At 34.0% G+C, this 24,655-nt stretch carries 16 protein-coding genes and 1 pseudogene; 1 reads left to right on the top strand and 16 read right to left on the bottom strand.

Translation table 11 applies throughout. The features are described from left to right. Positions 1 to 190: 190 nt before the first annotated feature. Positions 191 to 1,504 (top strand): condensation protein, encoded by a 1,314-nt coding sequence (locus AC0IXC_RS01420; protein WP_098057105.1) that lies wholly within the window; start codon positions 191 to 193, stop codon positions 1,502 to 1,504. Positions 1,505 to 1,952: 448 nt separating this feature from the next. Here the strand turns inward: AC0IXC_RS01420 and AC0IXC_RS01415 are convergent, their stop codons facing one another. The 16 genes and pseudogenes from AC0IXC_RS01415 to hblC all read right to left on the bottom strand — a co-directional run bounded on the left by AC0IXC_RS01415 (position 1,953) and on the right by hblC (position 24,582). After that, on the bottom strand, positions 1,953 to 3,272 hold the full coding sequence (locus AC0IXC_RS01415) for an aromatic amino acid transport family protein (protein WP_088063991.1): 1,320 nt from the start codon (positions 3,270 to 3,272) through the stop codon (positions 1,953 to 1,955). A 305-nt stretch (positions 3,273 to 3,577) separates the two neighbouring features. Next, on the bottom strand, positions 3,578 to 4,456 hold the full coding sequence (gene sdaAA / locus AC0IXC_RS01410) for an L-serine ammonia-lyase, iron-sulfur-dependent, subunit alpha (RefSeq protein ID WP_088063992.1): 879 nt from the start codon (positions 4,454 to 4,456) through the stop codon (positions 3,578 to 3,580). A 22-nt stretch (positions 4,457 to 4,478) separates the two neighbouring features. Next, positions 4,479 to 5,177, bottom strand: a complete 699-nt coding sequence (sdaAB, locus tag AC0IXC_RS01405; RefSeq protein WP_033716175.1) for an L-serine ammonia-lyase, iron-sulfur-dependent subunit beta — start codon at positions 5,175 to 5,177, stop codon at positions 4,479 to 4,481. A gap of 1,116 nt (positions 5,178 to 6,293) precedes the next feature. Next, positions 6,294 to 6,791 carry a DM13 domain-containing protein gene (locus AC0IXC_RS01400; protein ID WP_002017161.1) on the bottom strand — a complete coding sequence of 166 codons (498 nt, stop codon included), beginning with the start codon at positions 6,789 to 6,791 and terminating at the stop codon, positions 6,294 to 6,296. 98 nt (positions 6,792 to 6,889) lie between these two features. After that, on the bottom strand, positions 6,890 to 7,948 hold the full coding sequence (locus AC0IXC_RS01395) for a sensor histidine kinase (RefSeq protein WP_048546744.1): 1,059 nt from the start codon (positions 7,946 to 7,948) through the stop codon (positions 6,890 to 6,892). Next, complete coding sequence (locus AC0IXC_RS01390) at positions 7,945 to 8,658, bottom strand: response regulator transcription factor (RefSeq protein ID WP_193653167.1); 714 nt, start codon at positions 8,656 to 8,658, stop codon at positions 7,945 to 7,947. The genes AC0IXC_RS01395 and AC0IXC_RS01390 overlap by 4 nt, the downstream gene beginning before the upstream one ends. Positions 8,659 to 9,029: 371 nt before the next feature. Next, positions 9,030 to 11,243 carry a binary toxin-like calcium binding domain-containing protein gene (locus AC0IXC_RS01385; protein ID WP_471652480.1) on the bottom strand — a complete coding sequence of 738 codons (2,214 nt, stop codon included), beginning with the start codon at positions 11,241 to 11,243 and terminating at the stop codon, positions 9,030 to 9,032. A gap of 275 nt (positions 11,244 to 11,518) precedes the next feature. Continuing rightward, on the bottom strand, positions 11,519 to 13,924 hold the full coding sequence (locus AC0IXC_RS01380) for a PAS domain S-box protein (protein WP_471652479.1): 2,406 nt from the start codon (positions 13,922 to 13,924) through the stop codon (positions 11,519 to 11,521). 600 nt (positions 13,925 to 14,524) lie between these two features. Next, a pseudogene (locus AC0IXC_RS01375) lies at positions 14,525 to 14,734 on the bottom strand (IS4 family transposase); the annotation flags it as partial. A 191-nt stretch (positions 14,735 to 14,925) separates the two neighbouring features. Beyond that, on the bottom strand, positions 14,926 to 16,029 hold the full coding sequence (locus AC0IXC_RS01370) for a Ger(x)C family spore germination protein (protein ID WP_044444146.1): 1,104 nt from the start codon (positions 16,027 to 16,029) through the stop codon (positions 14,926 to 14,928). After that, positions 16,026 to 17,129: a GerAB/ArcD/ProY family transporter gene (locus tag AC0IXC_RS01365; RefSeq protein ID WP_471652478.1), complete on the bottom strand. Its 1,104-nt coding sequence runs from the start codon at positions 17,127 to 17,129 to the stop codon at positions 16,026 to 16,028. The genes AC0IXC_RS01370 and AC0IXC_RS01365 overlap by 4 nt, the downstream gene beginning before the upstream one ends. Before the next feature lie 4 nt (positions 17,130 to 17,133). After that, positions 17,134 to 18,681, bottom strand: coding sequence for a spore germination protein (locus AC0IXC_RS01360; RefSeq protein ID WP_044444144.1), 1,548 nt, complete (start codon positions 18,679 to 18,681; stop codon positions 17,134 to 17,136). Between the two features lie 411 nt (positions 18,682 to 19,092). Then, complete coding sequence (gene hblB, locus AC0IXC_RS01355) at positions 19,093 to 20,490, bottom strand: hemolysin BL regulatory component HblB (protein ID WP_193654368.1); 1,398 nt, start codon at positions 20,488 to 20,490, stop codon at positions 19,093 to 19,095. A gap of 325 nt (positions 20,491 to 20,815) precedes the next feature. Next, on the bottom strand, positions 20,816 to 21,943 hold the full coding sequence (gene hblA / locus AC0IXC_RS01350; protein WP_000591974.1) for a hemolysin BL binding component B: 1,128 nt from the start codon (positions 21,941 to 21,943) through the stop codon (positions 20,816 to 20,818). 36 nt (positions 21,944 to 21,979) lie between these two features. Beyond that, positions 21,980 to 23,200, bottom strand: a complete 1,221-nt coding sequence (gene hblD, locus AC0IXC_RS01345) for a hemolytic enterotoxin HBL lytic component L1 (protein ID WP_002128070.1) — start codon at positions 23,198 to 23,200, stop codon at positions 21,980 to 21,982. Between the two features lie 62 nt (positions 23,201 to 23,262). Further along, a complete protein-coding gene (gene hblC, locus AC0IXC_RS01340; RefSeq protein ID WP_088064481.1) occupies positions 23,263 to 24,582 on the bottom strand; it encodes a hemolytic enterotoxin HBL lytic component L2 in 1,320 nt (439 codons plus the stop codon). Between the last annotated feature and the right edge of the window lie 73 nt (positions 24,583 to 24,655).

The raw sequence follows: 24,655 nt of genomic DNA, 5'->3' as shown, positions 1-24,655 counted from the left end.
TATACAAAAACCAAACAAAATTGATGAATATTATTAATACCAATAACAACATGAATCAGTACAGAAAACATACTTTCATAAGTGAAATACTAAAAAATTGAAAAGAAAACATTATGGATCCTTGAAAAAATTACAACCCTATGAAAAACAAGATTGTAACCAAAAATAGCCTGAAAAGAGGGAGAAAATTATGGAACAAAGGAAATATTCAGTAACACCTCAAGATCGAATGAATTATATACTTGGTCTTTATTCCGCAAATCAACAAATTAATGCCGTTCTTTATTTTCCTATAGGTATATCAAAAAAAGTACTTGAACAATCAGTAAGAATAACGTTACAATTACAGCCCGTTTTAAACAGCCGTTTTGTAGAAAGTGATATGCCTTACTGGGAGGAACATTCATCTAGTACTAACTCACCAATTTGTTTTTTTGCAGAAGGAGATGATCAAAATCTTGAAGTGATGGCAATAGATTTTATAAAGGAATCTGGAGATCCTATTCAAGGGCCTATGGTTCAGACAAAATTATTACGAGGCACTTCAACAAATATATTAGTTGTTAAATTATCTCATCTTTGTTCAGATGGTGCTGGAGTCAAGGAATATATTAATTTGCTGGGAGCAATTTATACTCACCTTTCTCTGGGACAGTCTAAGGATGAAATTATAAAGAGATTTAATGCAAAAAATGAGGGCTTTCGCGATCAATCACCTGTATTCAAATATACTGGAATAACAGACATAAAAAGTGCGTATCGTCCCAGCCAAGAACAACAAGCAGCATTATGGTCTTTTCCATCTCAACCTAACAAAAATGCTTATCCAAAAATGGCCGTGCGACGGTTAAGCCGTGAGCAAACTCTACGTTTAACCCTATGGACTAAGGCACAACAAGCTACCTTAAATGATGCAATTCTGACTGCATACTTCCGCTCTTTATCACATTTCGCTGTGTATGCAGAACCTCGTACCGCAGAAAAAATGGTTGGTTTAACAATTGATTTACGCCGATATCTCCCTAATCATACAACTGGTTCAATTTGCAACTTATCCGGGATGGAAATGCCAGTGATTAAAATGGAAAATGATGACTCATTTAATCAAACTCTAGTTCGAGTCAAAGAATCAATGGATACAATAAAATCTCAAAATCCAGGTCTTTCTTCAGCCGCAGGAATGGAGTTACTGGCAAGTAAAAAGCTATCTGAAGTTAAGGAAATGTATAAACAGCAATATGAACGGGCTTTACAAATGGGAATGGCTTTACCGTTACTTACTAATTTCGGATCGATAGCTGATGAACCTATTAAGTTTGGTGAAGTTCAAGCTCAGGACGGGTATATAACATCACCAATTATGTATGCACCATTCTTTACAATGGGGGCAAGCTCTTATAATGGGAGACTTACATTTACAATTGGTTATCATTCGCCAGATACTACAAAAGAAAAGGTAGAGCAATTTTTAGAAAGTGTGGTCAATGAACTATCAAAATTGTAACGGGAGTATCACCCTAAGCTCAATAAGTTAAGTTTATAAATCTAGCCAAGAAGATTCCTTCCTCAAGGAACGCGAAGTGAGTATGTGAGAGATGAACTGGCTTCGGACATAGGATATAAGGAAGCCAGTTTAGTTGTTCGCCATACATGGGGTACCGGCCCATTCCCATTAACCTAAGAAAACAGATGTGAAATACTTTAAAATATTAGCTTGATGCACATGGTTAGGCGCCCTCAAATGCTTGGATTAAAAACATTACAAACAGCTTAAAAAAAATGCTGCAATAGAAGTTATGCATATAATCAAAAAAGGACAAACTATCCAAGGTGAATAGTTTGTCCAAAACCATAAACTCTAGGGTTTAACAATATATAATTCAGTTCCGCTAAAAGTCTTTTATTCTCTTTTCATATCCTACTATTTTTGCATCCGAACGAACAATAGAGAATTAGAATAATGACTTAATACTTGCTAGAACAGTAAGTATTCCTATAACAATTACAAATACATTACTCATTTTCCCTTTGTATTTAGCCAGTACTGGTACTTTATTGATTGCATACATCGGTAATAGACATAAGATAGCAGCAACTAACGGACCGCTAAGGGCATCAATGATTCCAAGAATACTTGGATTTGTATAAGCAACATACCAGCATGTTAATACGACAAAAGTAAGAATCATTGTCTTAACTGTTTTCTCTCCTAAATCTTTCCCACGTTTTTTACCGGACTTAATAATCATGTCACGCATTACCTCATACGCTCCTATATAATGGCCAAGGAAAGACTTTGTAATAGCCACAAACGCAATGATAGGAGCCGCAATAGTAATTACTGGCGAATTAAGCTCATTAGCAAGATATGATAGGATTGACAAGTTCTGTTCTTTTGCCACCTTAAGATCATCTGGAGTCAAACTTAAAGTACTGCTCCAAACAAAGAACATAACAACAACGAATGTCATGATATAACAAACTTTTTGTATTTGAGCACACTTGGCATCAGTAGCATCTATTCCATACGTAGCTCTCTGTTTCATAACGAATGACGAAATCATAGGAGAATGATTAAACGAGAATACGATGATTGGTAGTATCATCCATATTGTTCCAAAATATCCTGTTCCAGTTGAAGCAGTAGAAACACTTGAAAAACTTAGCATTGACGTATTCCACTGTGGAATTAAAGATATTGCGATAAAAAGTAGAGAAACAATGAAAGGATATACTAGCATGCTCATTATCTTTACAGTAATATCTTGACCAAAATTTAGTATAGTGATAAGACCGAGTACTAATACAAGCGATAAAATGGCCCTTGGAGGCTCCGGCATGTGCAATTGATGCACAATAAAACTACTTGCAGTATTTGTAAGTGCAACCGAATACATCAGCACGATCGTATAAATTGAAACGAAATATACAATGTTAAAAATGATACTTGCCTTATTTCCGAAATACTCTCTTATTGTACCTGTAATCCCCTCATCGGCAGAATTAGAAGCGTATATCATTTTAGCAAGTGCCCTATGTGAATAATACATAACAGGATATGCAAGTATGGTAATTAACAGCAATGATAATAAACCACCTGAACCTGCATTAATAGGTAAGAAGAGTACTCCTGCTCCAATTGCTGTTCCAAATAGACTCAATGCCCAGGTAGTATCCTGTTTATGCCACTTTTTAGGGTCTAGATATTTCTCATTTTTTACTGCAGTATTATCAACTTGAAATTCTATGTTTTTTGCAGTATTCCCATTCATATAATAATTCCTCCTAGTTTTCTATTCTTACTTCTCTATTTAAGGCATCGGAATATAGACCGTTCTTGAAAAATGAATTGCTTATAAAGTGCGCCACATCGTATATCCTTCTTCTAAGTTAATCAAAATCAAAAAATTGGCGAAGCATCAACCTGACGGGGGTGTTACAAATTATAAAATATCCCAATTATATAGTGGTATATTTTATTAGTAATTCCCCCAATATACAGACATCCTTAGGCGAACAATAGAGAATAGATTGTTAACTTTTTCACAATATATCCGGTAATTGTTCATTGATTTGATTATTTCTCTCCAAAGATTTTATTTTTAATGGCAATCCCTGTAGGTGTAGCTGCAATTCCACCTAAACCTGTCTCTCTTAATTCGCGAGGCATCTGTCTTCCAACTCTATACATCGCTTCAATAACTTCGTCAGCATTGATGATATTGTTTACGCCGGCTAATGCGATGTCCGCTGCTGCTAAAGCATTTGCCGTTCCAATGGCGTTTCTCTTTACACAAGGAATTTCTACTAAACCAGCGACCGGATCACAAACTAAACCGAGTAAATTTTGTAATGCAATCGAAAAAGCTACAGAAGATTGCTGTGGCGTTCCACCTGCAGCTTCAACCGCAGCTGCAGCCGCCATCGCTGAGGCACTGCCTACTTCAGCTTGACATCCTCCGTACGCTCCTGAAATACAAGCGTTGTTTGCGACTATCGTTCCAAATAACGCTGAAGTAAATAGAAAATGAATCATATCTTCATGACTTAACTGCAACGTATCTTTAATACTAAATAGGACTCCCGGAATCGTCCCACTCGCACCTGCTGTTGGAGTTGCACAAATAGCTCCTAATGCAGCATTTACTTCATTAACACCGATAGCACTTTGGATCCCTAACACCATCAAATCTCCAGAAAGGGTTTTCCTATTTTCTCGATAGTTTTTAATTTTAACAGCATCACCTCCGGTTAAACCAGTTGGAGAAAATACACCGTCGCCCTCGATACTTTTATTTATAGCATTTTGCATAGTCGCTAAATTCCGTTCCATTTTACTCCAAACTTCTTCATAAGTAGATTTAGTTTGTTCAATTTCCTGTTCAATTGCTAATTCATAAATTGTCTTTTGGCTTTTATTAGCTGCATCCACAATTTCTTTTATGGCCATATACATATTTTTTCACTCCTTAATGTAACTAAAGAATAATGAGCTTAGCTATATTGCTTAAATTTCCTAATTCCTCCTGGACATTACCAGGCAATAGCGTATCCAAAGCGAATGCATATAAATATTTCCTGTTTTCTTCTAAACTATGAAAGTTGTTTATTTCCACATCATATTGTTTAAAGATCCTGCGTAAGACAAATTCAAAGTCAGCTCTTTCAGAAATCGCAATAATAACTGGCAATGGCCCCTGCAGGTCTAAGCTAAATCCGTCGATTTCAACATGTTTGATTTCAATTAATCCACCGCCAACCGAAATCCCCATCGTTCTAATACTTCGATTTTCATCCTCTAAATATACATCTGCCGTATTTGGATGGCCAGCAGGACTATCACCTGCTTCTTCAATAAAGGTAATTTCAATTCCTTTAGATTCTGCTATTTCAATAGCATCTGGCACTTTGCTGTCATCGGCAGCAAATCCTAATATCCCAGCAATAATTGCAAAATCAGTTCCGTGACCTTTATGGGTTTCAGCAAATGATTCATAATACCTTACCACGACTTTTTTTGGAAGACCTTGAAATAATTTATTGGCTACTGTTCCAATAGCTAAAGCACCTGCAGTATGTGAACTTGAAGGACCTATCATTATGGGCCCAATCACATCAAAACAACTTTTGTATTTAACAACCTTTTTTTCTTTAATAGATGCTACATTCATGTTCATATAAGCACCCCCATAATTTATTATTTTTAATTGCAGTTGAATCTAAATTACTAAAATGACTGATTCAAAACAAGATCTAATTGAATACGCTTTCATTCTCGTGTCAAATACACTTTTCCTTTTGATCACATACCTTTCTTAGAGTAATCATGTCAGTATGTCCAAATTTAAAAGGTTACTTACAATGTCATTAGGATTTTTGCAAAAAAACTAGGTTTGATAATTTCTCTAGAGGTAATAAATTCTTTCTCGACGCCCTCATTATAGCTTGTATATTTATGAGTACAATATTTTTTTATTTTTAGAAAGATTGAATAAACAGAATCTTGAATGGGTAATAGATTACACTTAGCATGTAGCAATTGTGTCCTTTGTTTGAAGCTGTATTAGTTAGTAGAAAAGCAAAAATAACACAGAGTTCCTTTCATTAACACATTGATTATATTGGAAAATCATTATAATGATACTTATATTATCCTTTGTTGAAACATTTAATTTTGGACATGAAAGCTGTTGTAATAAATGATTAATATAGATAGCAAGTAATAAATTAATGAACTATAAAATATTTTTTGAATATTAATCATTAATTTTGTATTAATATTCATTTTTCAGAAAAAAGGAACTTCTTTTTTTATAATCTTAACTTAAATGGTAATATCCAACAGTTTACACCATACCCTTTACAGTTATGGAAACCCTAATTAGATTTAAAAAGAGAGAAGAGCTCATCAATGCTGCTCTCTCTTTTTTATTTACTTAAGATTACTATTCAAATTGCTTATTGCATCTTTAAGCTGACTTTTAAATTATAAACTTTAATTTCCATACTTCTTTACAAGCCGATAAATAAAAAAAGTATATGTTCCTTCAAAATTAAGTTATAAAAGAGTAATGTTTTCCTGTAACATATTATTCATCCTTCTATTCACAGACAGTACGCTTCCACACTAAATAAAATCTCTCCGTAAACGTCCAATAGCTCTAAAATATACAAAAATTGAAGAATATGAAAAAAACACTCTTATGAGTGCCCTTCTTAGCAACTAAGTCCACTGCAACTATTATCATTACCCCGATGAATTTTGCCTGTAAGAGGAAATTTTAAGTTCATATTTAATTATTAAAATAAACCGCACCAAAGTTTTCATTAAATCTTTTACACCAAACAGAAACCGAACCATATTCACTTACATCTATCCCTTCAGGAATTTCATAGTTTTGGTCTCCTTTATTTCCCTTTAATTTTCCTAATTCAATATACTGATAGTTTTTCACGTCTTCATTATTTTTTAAGCGATTTGTAGGAACTAATACAACTCGTACATCTGGCCCATTAGATGTTGCAAAATCAGAAAGTCGTAAAACACGTTTTCCATCCGCTAATTGGTAAATTTTTGCCGTTCCAGTTGTTTCATGGACACCGTTTTGAAACTGACCTTCCCTTATTACTCGATCACTTTGTTGCCTTACTTCAGTTGATTGTATCTCTGCTTGTGGCAATGATTCATTTACGTGCTTATCAATAAATAATTTCTCTGGTCGGAACAATGACCATAAAATCCCCAATACAATTATCAAACCACCTATAAGCCATACATATTTTCTTTTCATAAAGTAAAAAACCTCCTGTAACATACTGTGTAGTAGTATGTTAACAAGAAGGTCTTTCATTTTTCTAACGTAAATGTTACAAAAGTCTTTCAGCCGTCTTATTTTTTTACTGATGTGATGGGAAGAGTGAACCAAAATTCACTTCCCTGCTTACCATCTGCGCGATTCCTTACACCAATTTCCCCTTTGTGCATTTCAATCAATGATTTTGCAATAGCTAATCCAAGTCCGGAACCTCCAGATTGTGAACTTCTTGATCGATCTGTTCTAAAAAAACGTTCAAATACGCGTAATTGATCATTTGGAGAAATTCCCATTCCTTCATCCCGCAAAGTGAATTGGACCTGTTGAGTTGGTTTATTTTCCACTACAGTCAATTCAATTGTTCCAGAGATAGGAGAATATCGAATTGCATTATGTAATAAATTACCTATGACCCTTTCTATTTTACAAGGCATAATCAAAAGTCGAGGTAATGTATCAGGGACATCCAATTGCAAATGGATTTGTTTGTTTCCTAATAAGACAGAATGTGACTCTAATACATCTAATAGAACTTTATCTAAATGTGTGAAACTTGGGTGAAAATCTACTTGCTCAAACTCTAACTTTGAAAGATCAAATAAGTCGTTAATTAATCCATTTAATCTTTCTATTTCTTTTAAAACCGTTGCTAAGTATTGCTTTTTCATTTCAGGATCTTCAATCAGGTTATCTTGTAATGCTTCTATCATCATTTGCATGCTAGTCATAGGTGTTCGTAAGTCGTGTGAGATATTGGTAATTAGCTCCTTACGAGAGTTTTCCTGTTCCTCTAACTTAGTAAACCCTTCTTCTAATTTTTTTGCCATCTGTTGAAAGGCTGTTGCCAATTCTTTAAACTCACGTGGTTCTTGCCCAATTATATACATCGTTTCAAAGTGTCTATCACTAAATTGTTTCGTCAATTTTATTAAATTTTGTATAGATCTCATGATAGGACGTGTCATTAACCAATAAATAAACGTTGAAATAATGAATGCCACAAATGCAATTACTGTTAATAACCGCGTTTGTTCCGGTTCAAGTAACATTTTCGTATCACTATACCATATAGCAATTACCATAATACTAGTACTTAATAGATTCATGAGTAACAATTGAATACGTAATCTCATGTTTCATTTCCTGCATTTGGCTCAAAGCGATATCCTATACCCCAAACCGTATGAATCCAACGATTCTTTATCGTATGCTTCTCGAGCTTTTCACGTAAACGACTCACTAACACGGTAACTGTGTTTGATGCCCCTTCATGTCCAAAATCCCAAATTAATTCAAGAAGCTGCGAGCGAGAAAATACTTGTTTTGGATGCTTTGCCATGAGATAAAGTACCTCAAACTCTTTCACCGTTAACTCCACTTCCTTATTACAAACAAGTACATATCTTGTCTTTGGATATATTTTTAAATCTGGAAACTCTATCACTTCCAATAAGGATTCTTTCGCTTGTATTTGTACATGGCTTCCTCTTCTTAGTATAATTTGAACCCTTAATACTAATTCACGAGGGGAAAATGGCTTTGTTAAATAATCATCTGCCCCTATTGTTAAGCCTAAAATTCGATCCCTTTCCTCTCCCTTAGCAGTTAACATAATAATAGGGACATTTGATTGTTGACGAATTTCCTCGCATAATTCCCATCCATCTTTTTTTGGCATCATCAAATCTAATATAATTAAATCTGGTTGATGTGTAAGAAATAAATCCCAACCTTCTTTACCATTTACAGCGGTATAAACTTCATATTCTTCTCTTTCTAAATACCGTTTGCATACTTCTCGAATATTTTCTTCATCTTCTACGATTAAAATTCTTTTCTTCATATACTATCCTCACTTCTTTTTCACCAATAACAAAAAATTTTTTTCTATTATCCAATAAAAATATCTTTATAGGTAAAGATATAAAAACTAATCACATAAATAAATCAGAATTCCACATTTCACCCTCGAAACGAATGAAAATTCGGAAAATAAATCATGTAATACAGATAGTAATCTTAACATTTGATTACTTATATGACTAGATAAGTATTTAAAATAGTAGTTTCTAAATCATATATAAATTAAAAGGAATGAGTCCGATTCAACATCGAACTCATTCCTTAATAGTAACCTAAATTTTTGTATCTAACTTTTCAGATACAATTCATTTCCGGTTCTCTTTTCAAACTTAGCAACAGAACTGTTACCTATTACTGAACTCTTGATAGATTCCATGCTATAGTATCAGTCCCATTCTCTCCATTACCATATTTCATATAATCGATTAAATATCCTACCTTTAACTTATTACCATTAGATAGTATGTTCCATTGCTTATGGTGTCCAGTGAAATTCTTTGGATATGCATGATTAAATTTAAAAGTACTTGCGTTCTGTTTTTGATCTAAATGGATATAACTATCTTGAAGTTTTAAATATGCATAATCTGAATAAATAGGATTTTGAAATTTAATTAATACCTCTTCATCCTTTTTAATTGGTTTTCCAGGTTTAGGTTGACCTACTCTTTCAATAATTACATTCACTTTTTCATCGCTAGATTTTTCAGCCCAAAGATACTCCCATTTATTCCCTGCATGATGACTTCCCAAATAAGCTGTATTTCCATATGAAGCCACGGTATAAGGAACTCCTTCTGTAACAAATTCACCTGAATTATCTACTACATAATCTTCAAATTCTTTATTAGCTTTAATTTCAGTATCAATCTTTTGTGTAGGCGTTAGATTGTGTGCGTCATTGATTTCAAATGTAACTTTTCTGTGCGCAGCAATTTCAGATTTAATAGGGTGTATATTTTCTCTAGACTCATATGTAAATCCATTTTCACGTTTAACCAGTGTTACTGTTTGTGACGGAGCATTCCATTTCTTACTATAAGTAGTAGGAATATCTTTACTCCCTCCAAATAAACCAGGTAAAATTGTTGCCCTAATCTTTTGCGTCACAGAATCATAACTACCTTCTACTAATGTTGGTTGCTGTAGTTTTGCAAAAGCTCCGTGTACAGAGTCTTTATGTAAATAACCGCGATCTCCCTGTCCCGCTTTTAAATCGTTCAATGCATCAGTTCCATTAGCTGAAACCACTGATACGTTATTAGTACTTTTAGCCTTGTTTACAATATGATTTACTTTTTTCGTATCTATATTTACCTGTTGAAAAACTTCGTTATAGGATAAAACTGGCTTATCAGCAAGAGATTTGTCTTTAGGAGTATATACCCTAAACTTTGGTATATTTCCTATATCTGTTTCTAATTGTTCAGTAGCTGCATTTACTCTAGACTCATATCTCCCTGAATCCCCCAAATGCATAATTTCTTCACCTTTTTCAATAGATAAATCCATTGTACTTGTAGGTAAAACTTCAATCGAAAGAAGTTCCCCTTGTTCAACAGCTTTCAATTCATCCAAAGATAAGACAATATTCGCATCTGCTTGTCCTTCTAAACTGTCAATTACTACTTCTGTTTTATTCCGTCCACCTTTTTCTGTACTTAAATAGTTTGCTTTATAACGATCTTGTGTTGCCTTTACAGTATTAATAATTTTGTTTCCTAAACGAATATTAAAATGAGGCGAAACATTTTCAGCGGATGCTGTTCCTACATTCTTATATTCCAAATGTACACGTAATTTTGCTGCGTTCGCTGTATCCACAGTTGTTGCAGTAGACCAATCAAAATTATTTGTATAACTCTCCGTTTCCGTAGTTGTTTTTGAATATCCGTATCCCACATTTGCTGAAACACTTCCGGAAGGAACAGGACCGGCTGCTGAGCCTTCTACACCACCTGAACCACTTAAACCTACATTAAATGAATGTTGTGTAGATACACTTTTTTCCCATCCTCTACTAACTGATCCACCATTATTATCCGTAATGGTTGCAATAGGAATTACTTCAATTCGTTTGACACCAATTTGCAAATTCGGCATGTTGGCAACTATCGGATTGAAATTAGTATCAGAATCGTTGTTATAATTCTCAACCTCATACATATCAGTAAAAGGATCACCATCCGTATTTGCATTCATAGGATTCGATATAAATTTTGGTTTCCCTTTATCCTTCTCGGGATCCCATGCTTTCGCTTCATTTTTTCCAGTTTGTGAATTGAATTCAATTTTATATCCATTAATCTCTAAGTCGTTGGAAATACCATCTTTATCCCAATCCTTGTTTGCCATTTCAATGTTTTGTGTAATGAGTGAACCTATTTCTCCATCAGATCCGAGCGTGAAATTCTTATCTTCTTTTTTTACATCTGCATTCTCTTTGAATATTTCAACTGTACCTCCTGGATTCGGTTGTTTTACATCTGCTAAAGCAGGAGATGCTAAAGTCAGTGCCATCGATACACTACCTAATACACTAATTGCTGGCTTCAATTGTTTCATTGTTATTTTTCCTCCTTTGTTTCTAGATCCATTAGAACACCTACTAGTAAGATTAATTTCATCATATATAACAAATCTTTCTTTTCTCTCTCATAACTGTTAAAAAAGTCTCTCGTAAATATTACAAAACACTTACAGAGTTTTTAAAAGCCATAAAATATATATATGAAACATCAAAAAGCCGTAATATGAAGAATCAATTACAATATATACAAAAAAGCAGCTAGCCAAAGCTAACTGCTCACTAACTTACAAAATTTCAGTAAAAGAATGTATTAATTTTGAAGTGTGCAAATTGGGAGAGTGACTTCAACTATAGTCCCCTTATTCACTTCACTCTCAATAAATACCTTCCCCTGGTGTGTTTCAATAATTTTATAACAGACCATTAATCCTAAGCCGATTCCCTCTTCCTTAATACTGTAAAAAGGTTCTCCTAAATATGGTATACGTTCTTTTGGAATCCCACATCCTTGATCGATAAAGCGAATCCTTATTTGATTATTATCAAGTTTATCAAATTGAATCAAAATTTCTCCTCCTGTTGGCATGGATTCAATTGCATTTTTTATAATATTAACAAATACTTGTTTTAATTGATTTCCTTCACATGGAATCAGTGGCATACCAGGTGTAAAATCAATTCTAATTTTTATATTATTCATCATTGCTTGAGGTTGCAGTAGCATTAAAACTTGATCCATTAGCACACTAATATCGTTAGGTTGTATCTTTACCACCTGTGGTTTGGCTACCGCCATAAATTCATTAGTAATACTTTCTATACGCTCAATCTCTGATGATACTATATTTATATAACCCCGATTATTCTCAGTTTCCGTTGATTTTAGTAATTGCATAAACCCTTTCATTGCGGTTAATGGATTATTAATTTCATGAGCCATTGCAGTCGCTAATTGTCCTACGACAGCAAGTTTTTCAGATTTCCGTAGTAATTCTTCTGTTTTTAGCCGTTCAGTGATATCACGAGAAATACTTAGGAAAACTTTTTTACCATTTAAGTTAAAAACACGGACACTAAACTCAGTTGTTATTATTTTTCCTGTTGGAAAAACATATTCATCTTGCAAAGTGAAGGAAGTTTGTCCCTCTCTAATTTTTTCTAACAACCTTACAATCATTTTAGAATCTTGTGGTACTACATTTGGAAATGGTAACGAGAGCAGCTCTTCTCTACTATATCCAAATCTTTTACAACCAACAGGGTTTACCTCAATGAATCGACTTGGAACATGATTTTCATTCAGCTCTACTACATATACTGCATCAGTTGCTTGTTCGATTAGTGCACGGTACTTCATTTCACTATCTTTTAATTGTTGGTGTAATCGCTGTCGTTCTCTTTCTGCTTGTTTTCTTTCAGAGATGTCTCTACATATTGCAGATAAAGCTATCACATTTCCTCTTACGTCTAGTATAGGAGAAACTGTCAGACTGACATCAAGAAGACTTCCATCGTTACGTCGTCTAACAGTTTCTAATCTGGTAACTACGGATTCTCCTGTTAGAATTTTCTGAATATTTTTAAGTGATTCTTCCATTAAGAAATCTGGTACACAGGGTAATCTCTTACCTATGATTTCTTGTAATGACCATCCAAATATCTTTTCATAAGCTTTATTTGCTTGTAAAATATGCCCTTCTCGATCAGAAATGGTAATAGCATCTACATTATGCTTTATAAATGATTCTAGTAATTCTTTGGTAGCTCTTAATTCTGATTCTACCTTTTTCCTTTCGGTTATATCGACTATAGAACCAACAACTTCCATAACTTGTCCATTTCGTTTAATCGGCCTAAGTGCAATAAGAATAATCGTTTTATCATCTGGCCAGGGTAATTCGAATATAATTTCTTTCCCTTCCCATGCCTGAAGATAATACTTCATCAATTGTGGAACTAAATGTGGTGGAACAATAGAAGCATCAATAGTCCGTAAGCTTTTCCCTACCACCTGTTCAGAATAAAATCCTTTTTGATAATAAAACTGTCCATCACATAAAGTGTGTATAAAGTGCTTACCCACTTTTTTAAATTTAAAAATCCCTCCTTGAAGCTCATGTACGGTATCTGTGAGTTCTTGCTTGGATTTTTTTAATTCCCGATTCATTTTAGATAAGTCCTGTGTTAAATAATATAATCTCTGGTAGGCTTCCATAAGAAATAGCCCAATTAAAAGCCCTAAAGCTATATATAATAAGCCTCCAGTGTAAAGTAACTTAGTATTAAAGAATACACCAACTAACCACTTTATTCCGACAAAAACAAAAAAATATAAAGATGCACTTTTAAAAGGATGAAGGTTTTTAAAATATGTTTTAAAAGTAACAAATAGGATACCCAAACCTAAATAAGCAATCACAGGAGGTTCCCAGTAACCTCCAATGTAAAAGATACGCATTATAATAATGCTAATTAATGTAATCCAACCAGCAATGCGACCAAAGTAAATAAAAGATAGAATAAGAGGAACAACTCGAAGATCGTAGGAAAATCCCATGTATGGAAAAGAAAAGAACATCAAAGTAACTGCAATAATCCCTCCATAGAATTTTTCGAAATATCGCCTGGAATGAATCAAAAACACTTGAATAAATATCGCTGCGCTAACTAATAAAGAAAAAATAGAAAGATTGATAAAATAGTCTTTAATAATCATGTAATGTCCCTCCTTGCATTAAAGATATATTCGACAAAAAAACTGAAAATCCTACAAATAGTACAAACAGTTCAGGTGTAAAAAATATAATTCCCTACATGACAGTACATGTAAATAGTATCATTTTGATTCAAATCGAAAACCAGGGAATCTTCCATTTGAACCTTCAAACACCCCAAAAATAAGGTGTTTATTCTCTCTTTTTATTTAAATGTTTTTTATAAATTAATCAATTCCTTCACTATTACAATTCTTCAAATTCCTCAATTTCGGCTTTTCGCTTTAAAAATATTGCAATATCTTTATTACAAGTTGCTCTTTTAATGTATTTGCAATCTTTTGGTTAAGCCATACACATAAAGCAACCAGCACCTTGATTTAATATTCACTTTTTTGCTGTACAAATTCTTTTGCTTTAGCTAGGTGTTCTAGGAAATAAGGAGCCTTATGCCGTTCAATTTTTCACTTAACTTGGTGTCTAGTTTCGTGTACCATCCCCATGCCCATCAACTTAAGAAAATAGATTCACCCCAAAACGAAAATTCTATCCATTGTTGTCTATTAATAACGAGAATTATGTAAATGAGCTGTCCATATGGGCAGCCTATTGTATTTTTTGCTTAGGGTGTTTTTATGTAGTGCTTGATGAAAAAGTAAGAAATAATCTTTAATTATGTACATCGCTTTATATTCACTTAGTTCTTTTTGTTTCTTACGTAACAGGAGTTCTCTCATTTTAAACATAGTAGAAGAACATAATAGGATACTAATGAGTTGTCCATAAAGGTGGCATTCTAATCGCTCTTGTTTTTGATGCATATTCATAAAAAGCACGTCACCCTTTCTCATTAACATAAGAGAATAGTAACGTGCTTTTAAGTTTAAGAATAGTCTAAATCCTTAAGTTGATGGGTACGGGGGGGGTACTCCTATTAAAGAAAATTCCCATTCTAAAATTGAAGATACTTGTAAATTTAGTACGAATCTCAGTTGAACTCCTGTTACTTAATTGTCCCCATCCCACCAATTTTCACATTTACCTTGACGTTTACATCGCCCTTTGCTAATTCATTATTCCATTTATTTTGGACTTTTTTCCATTCTGGATATGTGTAAGTTCTTGCATATCTCCCAAGCCCAATAGGATCAATATTGGCAGTTTGTATTTTCTTTATTAATTGCTTGAAATCAGCTTCCAGCTTAGTTTCAATCGCCTTTTGTAATTTTACTCCATCCTTTCTTGTATTGAACGAAAAAAGCTGTTCTGTAATGCCGACCTTCATCTTTATATCTGTATTAAATATAAATTTATTATCATATCTTGCCTTTGTCTTTACTTTAATGTTATAGGCAGCAAAGCTTATCCAATCTTTATCCTGGCTATCCGACTTTAGTTTAATTGGGATTGTAAATGAAAAATCACCTGTAGTTCCTTGTTGCAAAATGCGTAATAGTTTGTTTTCATCAGGTTTTAGCGTTAATTTATGCCTTCCTTTTTCATCTAACAAAGCTGTACCTGCCACAAATATTTTATTCGTTTTTTTCATTTCAGTAATATTCGCTGTTACCCCTTTGTCTGCCATTTGTTCATGTAGTTCTTGAAGATTTGTTTTTACTGTGATATTTCTTAAAGAGGCTGTATCAACTAGTTTTGTTAAATATAGAGGAAGACGCGGCTTATCTTTTGGGTTATAAAAGATGACGTCCGAAACAGGTCCATCAACAGCAACAACCCTTGTAGTAACTGTATTTTTGGGGTCTCGTTGAAATGGATCGAGATATTTCATCCAATTTTTTTGTTTCAATAGCCGTTTTCCAACTAAAATCACCTGTGTTTTACTTCCCGAGGTAAGTGCCATAACAGTAGCATCAAATTTGTCTCTAGAATTTCGAATCGTAGCAGATTTCACACCCGTAACTTCTTCTTTTACCTTGGCTTCTTTATTAAAAACAGGACTTGACATGTACACCAATAGATTATTATTACGATCTAAATCGATACCAAGTACAAGAGTAAGGGAAACATCTTCAATATTTGTTTGATCAAAGCATCCAGTCATCATGAACACCGATAACAAAATACAACATAGTACTTTTCTTTTCAATGTATCTTCCCCCAATGAGACTTCTCATATAGCCAGCCATACATCCATAAAATGATAGGTAATATATAGGTTAACCCAATCCCAGCATTCGATAACACCTGTAGTCCCGTTTCGGCTTGATTCCAACTAGGACTAATCCAGAATACGAAGCCGATAATGAGTAATAAGAGAATAACTACATGAGAGCTGTGATCTTGTTTCCCAAGTAATCGGCTTGAACAAAATACAGAACAGAATATTGCAGGAATCCAGCATGTAGAAACAACGGGCAAGTAAGTAGCCAATAAAATCATGTCAAAACGTTCTAAAAACCGAAATTCAATTACTTTAAGTAAATTTAGTACCGGTTGGTTAAATTGCGTAATGCTATCAGGGCTAAAATAGGCAAAGCAAACAATAGTAGCGAATAAATAAAATAACATCGTTAAAGTGTTTGCAATAACCATTCCATGGACTGCATACTGTTTTTTTCGTAAAAAGGGATATAAAAAGAACGCAATGTCAAATCCTAAATAAGCATAGATAGTGGTCGGCACAGCCGTTAATATAGGCTTCCACCCCTCTTTTAAGAGCGGAAAGAATGGCATCCAACTTCCGTTCTCTTTAAGAGGTACCAAAAAAAATAACGGAATCCAAAGCAACATATAAAAAGTAAGTTCGGAGTACCGCCCTATAATACGAGGGCCGTTACGTGCGACAAGAAAGGTAGGAATCGAAAACAAAAAGATAACTAGATAATCAGGCGTTTTTGGAAGAAGCCATCCCTTAAGATAAAGCATAGCGTTCACAAGAACAGCACAAGAATAAAAAGCGAAGTACATCATGTAAATAACAACAAGTGTTTTCCCTATTATTTTCCCGAAAAATCGTATAAGAATTTCGTAAAGTGTGTCCTCGGGATATTTTGCAGCTGTTTTCACAATAAAAACACCTGATATTGTGGAGAATATCCAGCCAATCAATATAGCTATCCATCCATCTGTTCCAGCTTTTTCTGCAAGCACACGTGGAAGAGATAGAACGCCAGTGCCGACCTGCATTCCATTGATTAAAACAATATACTGCATAAGAGTGATGTCATTATAGGCATATTTTTTCATAATTTCACCTTTTGTTATGATTCTTACCTTGTCGAATAGATTGAATAGCTCCTGTACCCTTAGGACGCCTTCTGATTGCCCATAAAGGAAAGCGTATAAAAGTATCTTTCATATCTGCAAAGCGAAACGGTGCTAACGGTGTTCCATAAGGAGTTCCTAGCGATTCAAGACTGATAAGATGTCCAATTAATGTCATCCACCCGATAACCAGTCCTACAATTCCAAATAATGCAGCTAAGATCATCATGGGGAATCGTAAAAGTCTAACTGCAGATCCCATATCATAGTTAGGGATAATAAAAGAAGAGATGGCTGTAACAGCAACAACAATAATCATAATGTTACTTACAATTCCGGCCTGAACAGCTGCTTGTCCAATGATAATACCTCCTACCATTCCAACTGTCTGACCAATCGGGGTAGGCAGGCGTAAGGCCCCTTCTCTCATCATTTCCAGCGTTATTTCCATAAGTAATGCTTCCATTACTGGAGCAAAAGGTACGCTTGTTCTTGACTCTGCAATAGATAAATAAAGCTCTACAGGAATAACTTCGAAATTAAAGGAAATAAACGCAACATAACTCGCTGGCAAAAATAGAGCAACCAAAAAGGCGATAAAACGAAGTATACGAATAAACGAAGCAACTAGCCATCTTGTACCGTAATCATCCACCCCTTGAAAAAAAGAGATGAAATTTGTTGGAGCAATTAATACATTTGGCGAATGATCCACTACAGTCACAAATCTGCCCTGTAGAATGTGCGATACGGCTAAATCAGGTCTTTCTGTTAACATAAATTGTGGAAATGGTGAGTACGGGTTATCTTCAATGAATTCAATAAGTTCACCTGTACTAGTAACAGCATCAACTGTTATACTTTGAATCCGTGTTTCTAATTCCTTTAGCACATCCTCAGAAGTTACATCTTTTAAATATAAAATAGAAATCTTTGTTTTGCTTCGTAAACCAATTGTTATCTCTTTTATCATTAATTGGCGATGTGGAATATACCTTCGAATCATTGTGATATTTTGAGCTCCGGTTTCTACAAATCCTTGATGCCCACCTTTTAGAGATATTTCGTTATGAGCATCTTCAATACTTCTTTGCGGCCATCCTTTTGTGTCCAATTGATACGCTGTAGTTCGACCGTGAATTAATAAAACACTATCCCCTTCTAAAATAGCATTTTCACTCTGACTCCACGTATTAATAATTTTAATTTGTCCTAATGTAATGGGAAGTTCTGTATTGGTATCAAAATCACTATTCATCAAAGGACTTAGAACATGATTTTGAATCAATTCTTTATCTGTTAATCCAGACAAATATACTAAAGCGGCTTCTAGTCCAGCTTCTGTCATTTGAAACCGTCGAATCACTAGATCAGGTGATTGATGAAATACATTCTGAAGCTCAGCTATATTCTTCGATAAACTAGCTTCTAAGAGAGAGTCTTCTATATTTTTTTGGGGAACAGGAGTATCGTCTCGTATTGAACATGATTTAGGATTTTCTCTATATTTTAACCATTTCAGAAATTTAGTCATGGCTTCCTCACCTTCTATGCACCTTCTATAGTATGTTTAGTATGCATATATGAAGAAAAAATATCCTAATAATTAGAGAGATAACGCCAGACTTATTACTATAAAGTTTTTGGTGCATATTTCATAAAGGCAGGTTGCAATTCTCATTAACATAAGAAAATAGTAACCTGCTTTTAACTTCAAGAATAGTGTAAATCCTTAAGTTGATGGATGTGGGGTACCGCCACATGCCCATCAAGCTAAGATTTTGAGATCCCCCCCATGCCCATCAACTTAAGAAAATAGATTCACCCCAAAACGAAAAAATGAGCTTTTCTGTTAAAAGTTAGCACAAAATTTCGTTCTGGGGGTATTTGTTTTTCTTAGCTTGATAGCGATGTGTACCATCCCCAATTAATGCATTTTTTGGGTTCAGTTCATTATATTTTCTACTTTGTCTTTATACACAACATATTCTTTCCCATCCACTACTGCTACCACCGCAAATTCATCATTTGGATTGAATGAAAGCCAGTCAGCCCACATGCTTGTATTAGCACCTCCACTCCACATATGATGAACAGTGTTTTTAGTTAAATTCATAACTTTATAAGACGCATTTGGTGCATTTGTTCCAGTCTTTATTTCAAAAGTGTATGCGTTATGGATTTTTTTATAAAAGTAAAAAACGTTTGATGGACGAAGTAGATTCATAAAATCCTGTTCTTTCTTCTCTGCAATTTTTATGCCTTCTAGTAATGTGACAACATCTGTTCTTAATGTTTTCCAACTATCTTTAGCTGAATTCAAGTTAGGCTTTAAAAATTTATATCTATTTTGATCAGCTTTTTCATCAGCTTTATCAATATGCCCCAGTACGCCCGAATATTGAGAGTCTAAATCATCCCATTGTGTGGACATATAAGTAAGAGCAGTAATAGCACTATCAATCGTACTATGCATATCACTAATATTATGAAATGCAACTCCGACTACACGATTTAATGTAATTTTATAATCAACAGTTTTACGTAATTCTGCTAAAGCAGGCTCTAATCGACCTAAATTATCTCTAGCAGTACCTATCATTATGCCACCAGAAATAAGCGTGGGGATAAAAGGTATTTTCACCATTATTAATCCATCAGATTCTAATTTCTTATAATAGTTTACTTGTCCTAAAACTTCATCTAAACGCTTTTGATCAGTCTCCACATCAGCTCCTTGGTTTTTTAAAATCGATTGCAAGGTCTCTTTATGGCTTCCAAATACTCTAACATCTTCTCCAATAGCGTTTTTAAATTTAATTAATTCTTCTATTAATGCTTTTGCAGACTTCTGGTTTCGTTGAATTCCCCCCCTTAAATCAGTAATCCCCTTTTTTAAAGTATCCCCATTTCCATTGTTGATCGCCTCTACTAATGTTTCATAATAATTTTCAAACTTTGTATCGTATTCAATAATGCCGGTCAATGTATCTAAAAGCTGTTTTTTTACTTTTGTATTCCATGTAACAGCATGTGCTCTTGCATTCTTTTGATCCTGTACAATTTTACTAGGTAAATCTGCATACCCATTAATAGAAATTCCTTCAAAACTCACATCCGGATTATTAATTAGCAAATAAGAATATTCATTCATAGCTTTTGCAAATAACCCAGCATCTTGTACAGTTTTTTTCATCTTTTCTTCATTTGCTGAAAGAGACATATCTCCAGTGTTCGTTTGTTCAGTTTCAATTGCAAAGGTTGCTACTGGTGTGACTGCATAGGTAGTTGTCATAATTAAAAATGCTGATACAGCCAGTATTTTATAAGGTTTTTTTTTCATCTTTTCTTATTCCTCCTGTATAGAGTATGATTTCAAGTCCTATTCTTATTAAAAGACGATGTAGTTGCATAGATTCGATATTATTAAGCGAATCTATATAAACTGTCCCCTATTAATCGATTCTGTTACAAATTTTTCAAAACAAGTAAACTACATGGCTATCTTTTTATTTGGATAAAACTTATATATAAGTGAAAGGCGAAGTCTTTAATGAGACTCCGCCTTTTTAATATATAAGGATTTATTAATTATCGCTTTACTGTTTAACAGTGTAATCATAGACTCTCTATGTTATGGTTCACTTTGCAACAGAATTAATATTTCCCTATTTTTGTGGAGTAACAGTTTCCACTTTTAATTCCTTTATCCCTTCTTTTAATGTAACAGCATCTGTTCTTAATGTTTTCCAACTGTCTTTCGCTGCATTTAAATTAGGTTTTAAGAATTTAAATTTATTTTGATCCGCTTTTTGAGCTGCATTCTCAATATGCCCTAGAACGCCCGAATATTGAGAATCTAAATCATGCCACTGCGTGGACATATAAGTAAGAGCGTTAATAGCATCATCAAGTGCCTTGTGCATTTCATTAATATTACTATAAGCAACTCCAACTACGCGATTTAATGTTACTTTATAATCCACGGTCTGACGTAATTCTGCTAATAAAGGCTCTAACTTACCTAAATTATCTCTTGCTACTCCCACTATAATACCGCCAATTATCGGTAGACCCAAAATAGCACCCTTCATTACATTAAACCCATCAGATTCTAATTGTTTATAATAGTTTACTGATCCTAATACTTCTTCTAGACGCTTTTGATCGGCTTCAACATCTGCACCTTGGTTTTTTAAAATCGACTGCAAGAGATCTTTATTGCTTCCAAATGCTCTAACATCTTGTCCAATAGAGTCTCTTAATTTAGTTAATTCTTCTATTAGTTGTTGTGCAACCTTTTGATTTTGTTGAATTTCACCTCGTAAATCTGTAATCCCTTCTTTTAAAGTTTCTCCATCCCCTGTATTAATCGCCTCTACCATTGTTTCATAATAATTATCAAATGTTGTATCATATTCAACAATACCAGTCAATGTATCTAAAAGCTGTTTTTTTACTTTTGTATCCCAAGTAACAGCATGTGCTCTTGCATTCTTTTGATCTTGTACAATTCTACCAGGTAAATCCACATATCCATTAATAGTAATTCCTTCAAAGTTCACATCTGGATTTTTAATTAACATATAAGAATAGGCATTCATAGATTTTGCAAATAAACCGGCCTTTTGCAAGGTCTCTTTCATTCTCGCTTCATTTGCAGAAAGAGCCGTATCTCCATTGTTCGTTTGTTCAATTTCACTTGCAAAAGTTGTTACTGGTGAAACTACATTAGCGGTTGTAATAGTTAATAACGTCGATACAGCGAGTAATTTGTAAGGGATTTTTTTTATCATTTCATTTTCCTCCAATTTAGGTTTTAATTTTCAGTTCTATTCCTGTTTAAAAGCAATATCTTTTGAAATGAATTCTGCATCTTTATGAATATCATTCCAACTTTCTTTAGCAGCTTTTAAATCATCCGGTATTAAAGAGAATTTGTGGTCTTGCATAGAATCGATATTATCCAGTAAATCTGTATAATTTGCGCCCATTGTATTCCATTGCTTTTGAATATTTGTTAGAGATAATATCGCTTGATCTACAGTCTGATATAGATATGCCAATGTTTCTTTCGCGTTAGTAAGCGAAAGAACTGCTTGATTAGCACGATCTGCTTTCATACTTAATTCTCCGATTTTGTTAGAAATTTCGTTATAGGAGTCCATATGCTTAGATGCCGTGACACCCGCCGCAGTTCCTAGACCGATACCAGCTGCTCCAAGAGCTGAAAGTCCACCAACAACAGCTGGTGTTGCTGTACCACCAGTTACAACAATTACAACTGCTCCTCCAATAGCTGCAATAACTAAAATAGCTGCTCCCAATCCACCACCAATTGACCATGCTAATACATCATCAAAATGTTTTTTCTGAGTAGAACGAAGTTGCTCAATTTCAGCTTGAAGTTGCGGAATCGTTGCCTGTTGACCTGCTAATATTGCAGTTAATCCACCTTTGCCATCTGGACCACCAACATTATTTTTAAAATCTGTAGAATTTTGATATAGTTTCCCTTTGAAGTCTTGTAGCATCTTAATTACATCTGTAACCTCTTTTGAATTTGTATTAATTGTAGTAATTAAATCACTTATGCCCTCTTTTAGACCTGCCTTATCTTTCTTTTGTACAGTATCTACTAAAGTGTCGTAATAATTTTGAAATTGTTCATCGTAATTTACAATATTACGAGCTGTTTTTTGAATCTGTGGCTTCGCTTTATCTAACCAATAATTCGCATTGATTCGTGACAGTTCTTGATTAAGGTGAATATTTTTGAGCAACTCCCCTCCTTCTGATCCTAAATCGATATTAGATAAATTTACATTCGGTTGCTTAATCATTGTTTTTGCGTACAAATCCATTACAAGAATATGAGACCCTGTTTCAGCCAATGCTTTCTTCAGTCCCTCGGGACCTAAAGCATAATTGCCTACTTTTTGTTCTTGAGCGGTCGTTTCTTGTGCAAATGCATGAATAGTGTTACCAGTAGTAGCAGTTATAACCGTTGCCAGAGTGGCTAAAGTTAGCACTTTGAATGGGAATTTTTTCATAACTATTCTCCTTCTTTCGCTAGATTCTTATAATCTTTATAGTTTTTTTGAAAAACGTAATATCAAAATTTATATACCTGTTCTTCAAGGTAACTTATTACATTTTTTAATTGTCTTAATGTATCTTTTTGGGACTGCTCGTTAGTTGCATCAACATTAGTAGATAATTTTGTAATGTTATTTTTTATTAGATCCAAATCTTCTTTATAGCGCTTTAGTAGGTCAAGTTCTACATCTACTTGGTTTGCAAACGTATGCAAATCATTTTGTGAAAGAAGAAGCATTGATTTTTGTAAATCTGCTATTGATAGTTTCGTTGTTAAATCATATATTTTTTGGTTTTGTTTCTCTAAGTCATCTAAATATGCTCGCTGCTCTGCTGTTAGTTTATTTACTTCTGCGAAGACACCAAATGTTTTCTTAATCTTTTCAGTATCAATGGCTTTCATCAGGTCATATTCTTGCGTTTTTGCGGCTGCAGCTGCAGCTATTTCACCTTGTTTGCTTTTCTCAATTGCTTCACGAGCTGCTTTTTTGGCCGATTCAATCTCTAGAGCAGTTTTACCTTGTTCTGTCGCTTCTTGCGCCGCTTTTTTCTCCGCTTCTAGAATAGAGTTGTTAATTTCTTTTCCTTTGTTATACGCTGCCATCCCTGCTTGAGCAGCCGGTTCAATAATTTCTTTTGAAAGACTATAAACTTCTTTGAATATAGCAAATCCCTGCTCATTTAAAGCTCCTGGTATTAATGCAATTTGTTGTAAATCATTTTGAATTGCTTTTTTGGTATTTAATATTTCATTTTTTAACTGATCTATTTTTCCTGTTCCATCTGTACCTAATATGCCTTGCGCAGTTGCCACATTAGTATCGAAATCTTTTAATTTTTTATCAAGCTGTAATTTAAGATCTGTTAATTCATTAATTTGTCGTTGCGCATTTTCTTGATTCGTCATAGCCATTTCTTGAAGAACTTCAAGTCTATCCGAAAACCCTTCTCTATCTTCTTTATTGTCTACATACGATTTTAATGTCGGGTAATAGCTATTAAATTTCGTTACAAATCCTTTACTTTTTGAATTTAATAGAATTAACTGTGGATAGAGTTCCGATGACCATTCCTTCATATCTTGTTTAATTAGGAATTGATTGGTATTTAAAGCTGGGACTTCCTCTAGCTGTACATTAGGACTCATTAAAGATTGATCAATATACGTTTGGATTAATTTAGATTGCGCACCTAATTTTCGTAATGATGAAGAAATATCCATGCTTTCCTGTTGAGTTTCTGCTTGAACGATTGGTGCTGCGAGAGTATTGATAGGAATAGTTGCTCCAGTTACAATGGATGTTATTAAAAATCCTGTCATTATTTTATTTTTCATTCCGTACACTCCTTTACCATTGTTTTTTATAACTTGATTCATATAACTTGTACGCCCTAGCGCTAGGCTCTCT

The organism is Bacillus sp. AC266, from assembly GCF_979253805.1.
The sequence above is the reverse complement of the archived record's forward strand: the minus strand, read 5'-3'. Positions and strand labels throughout refer to the sequence as shown.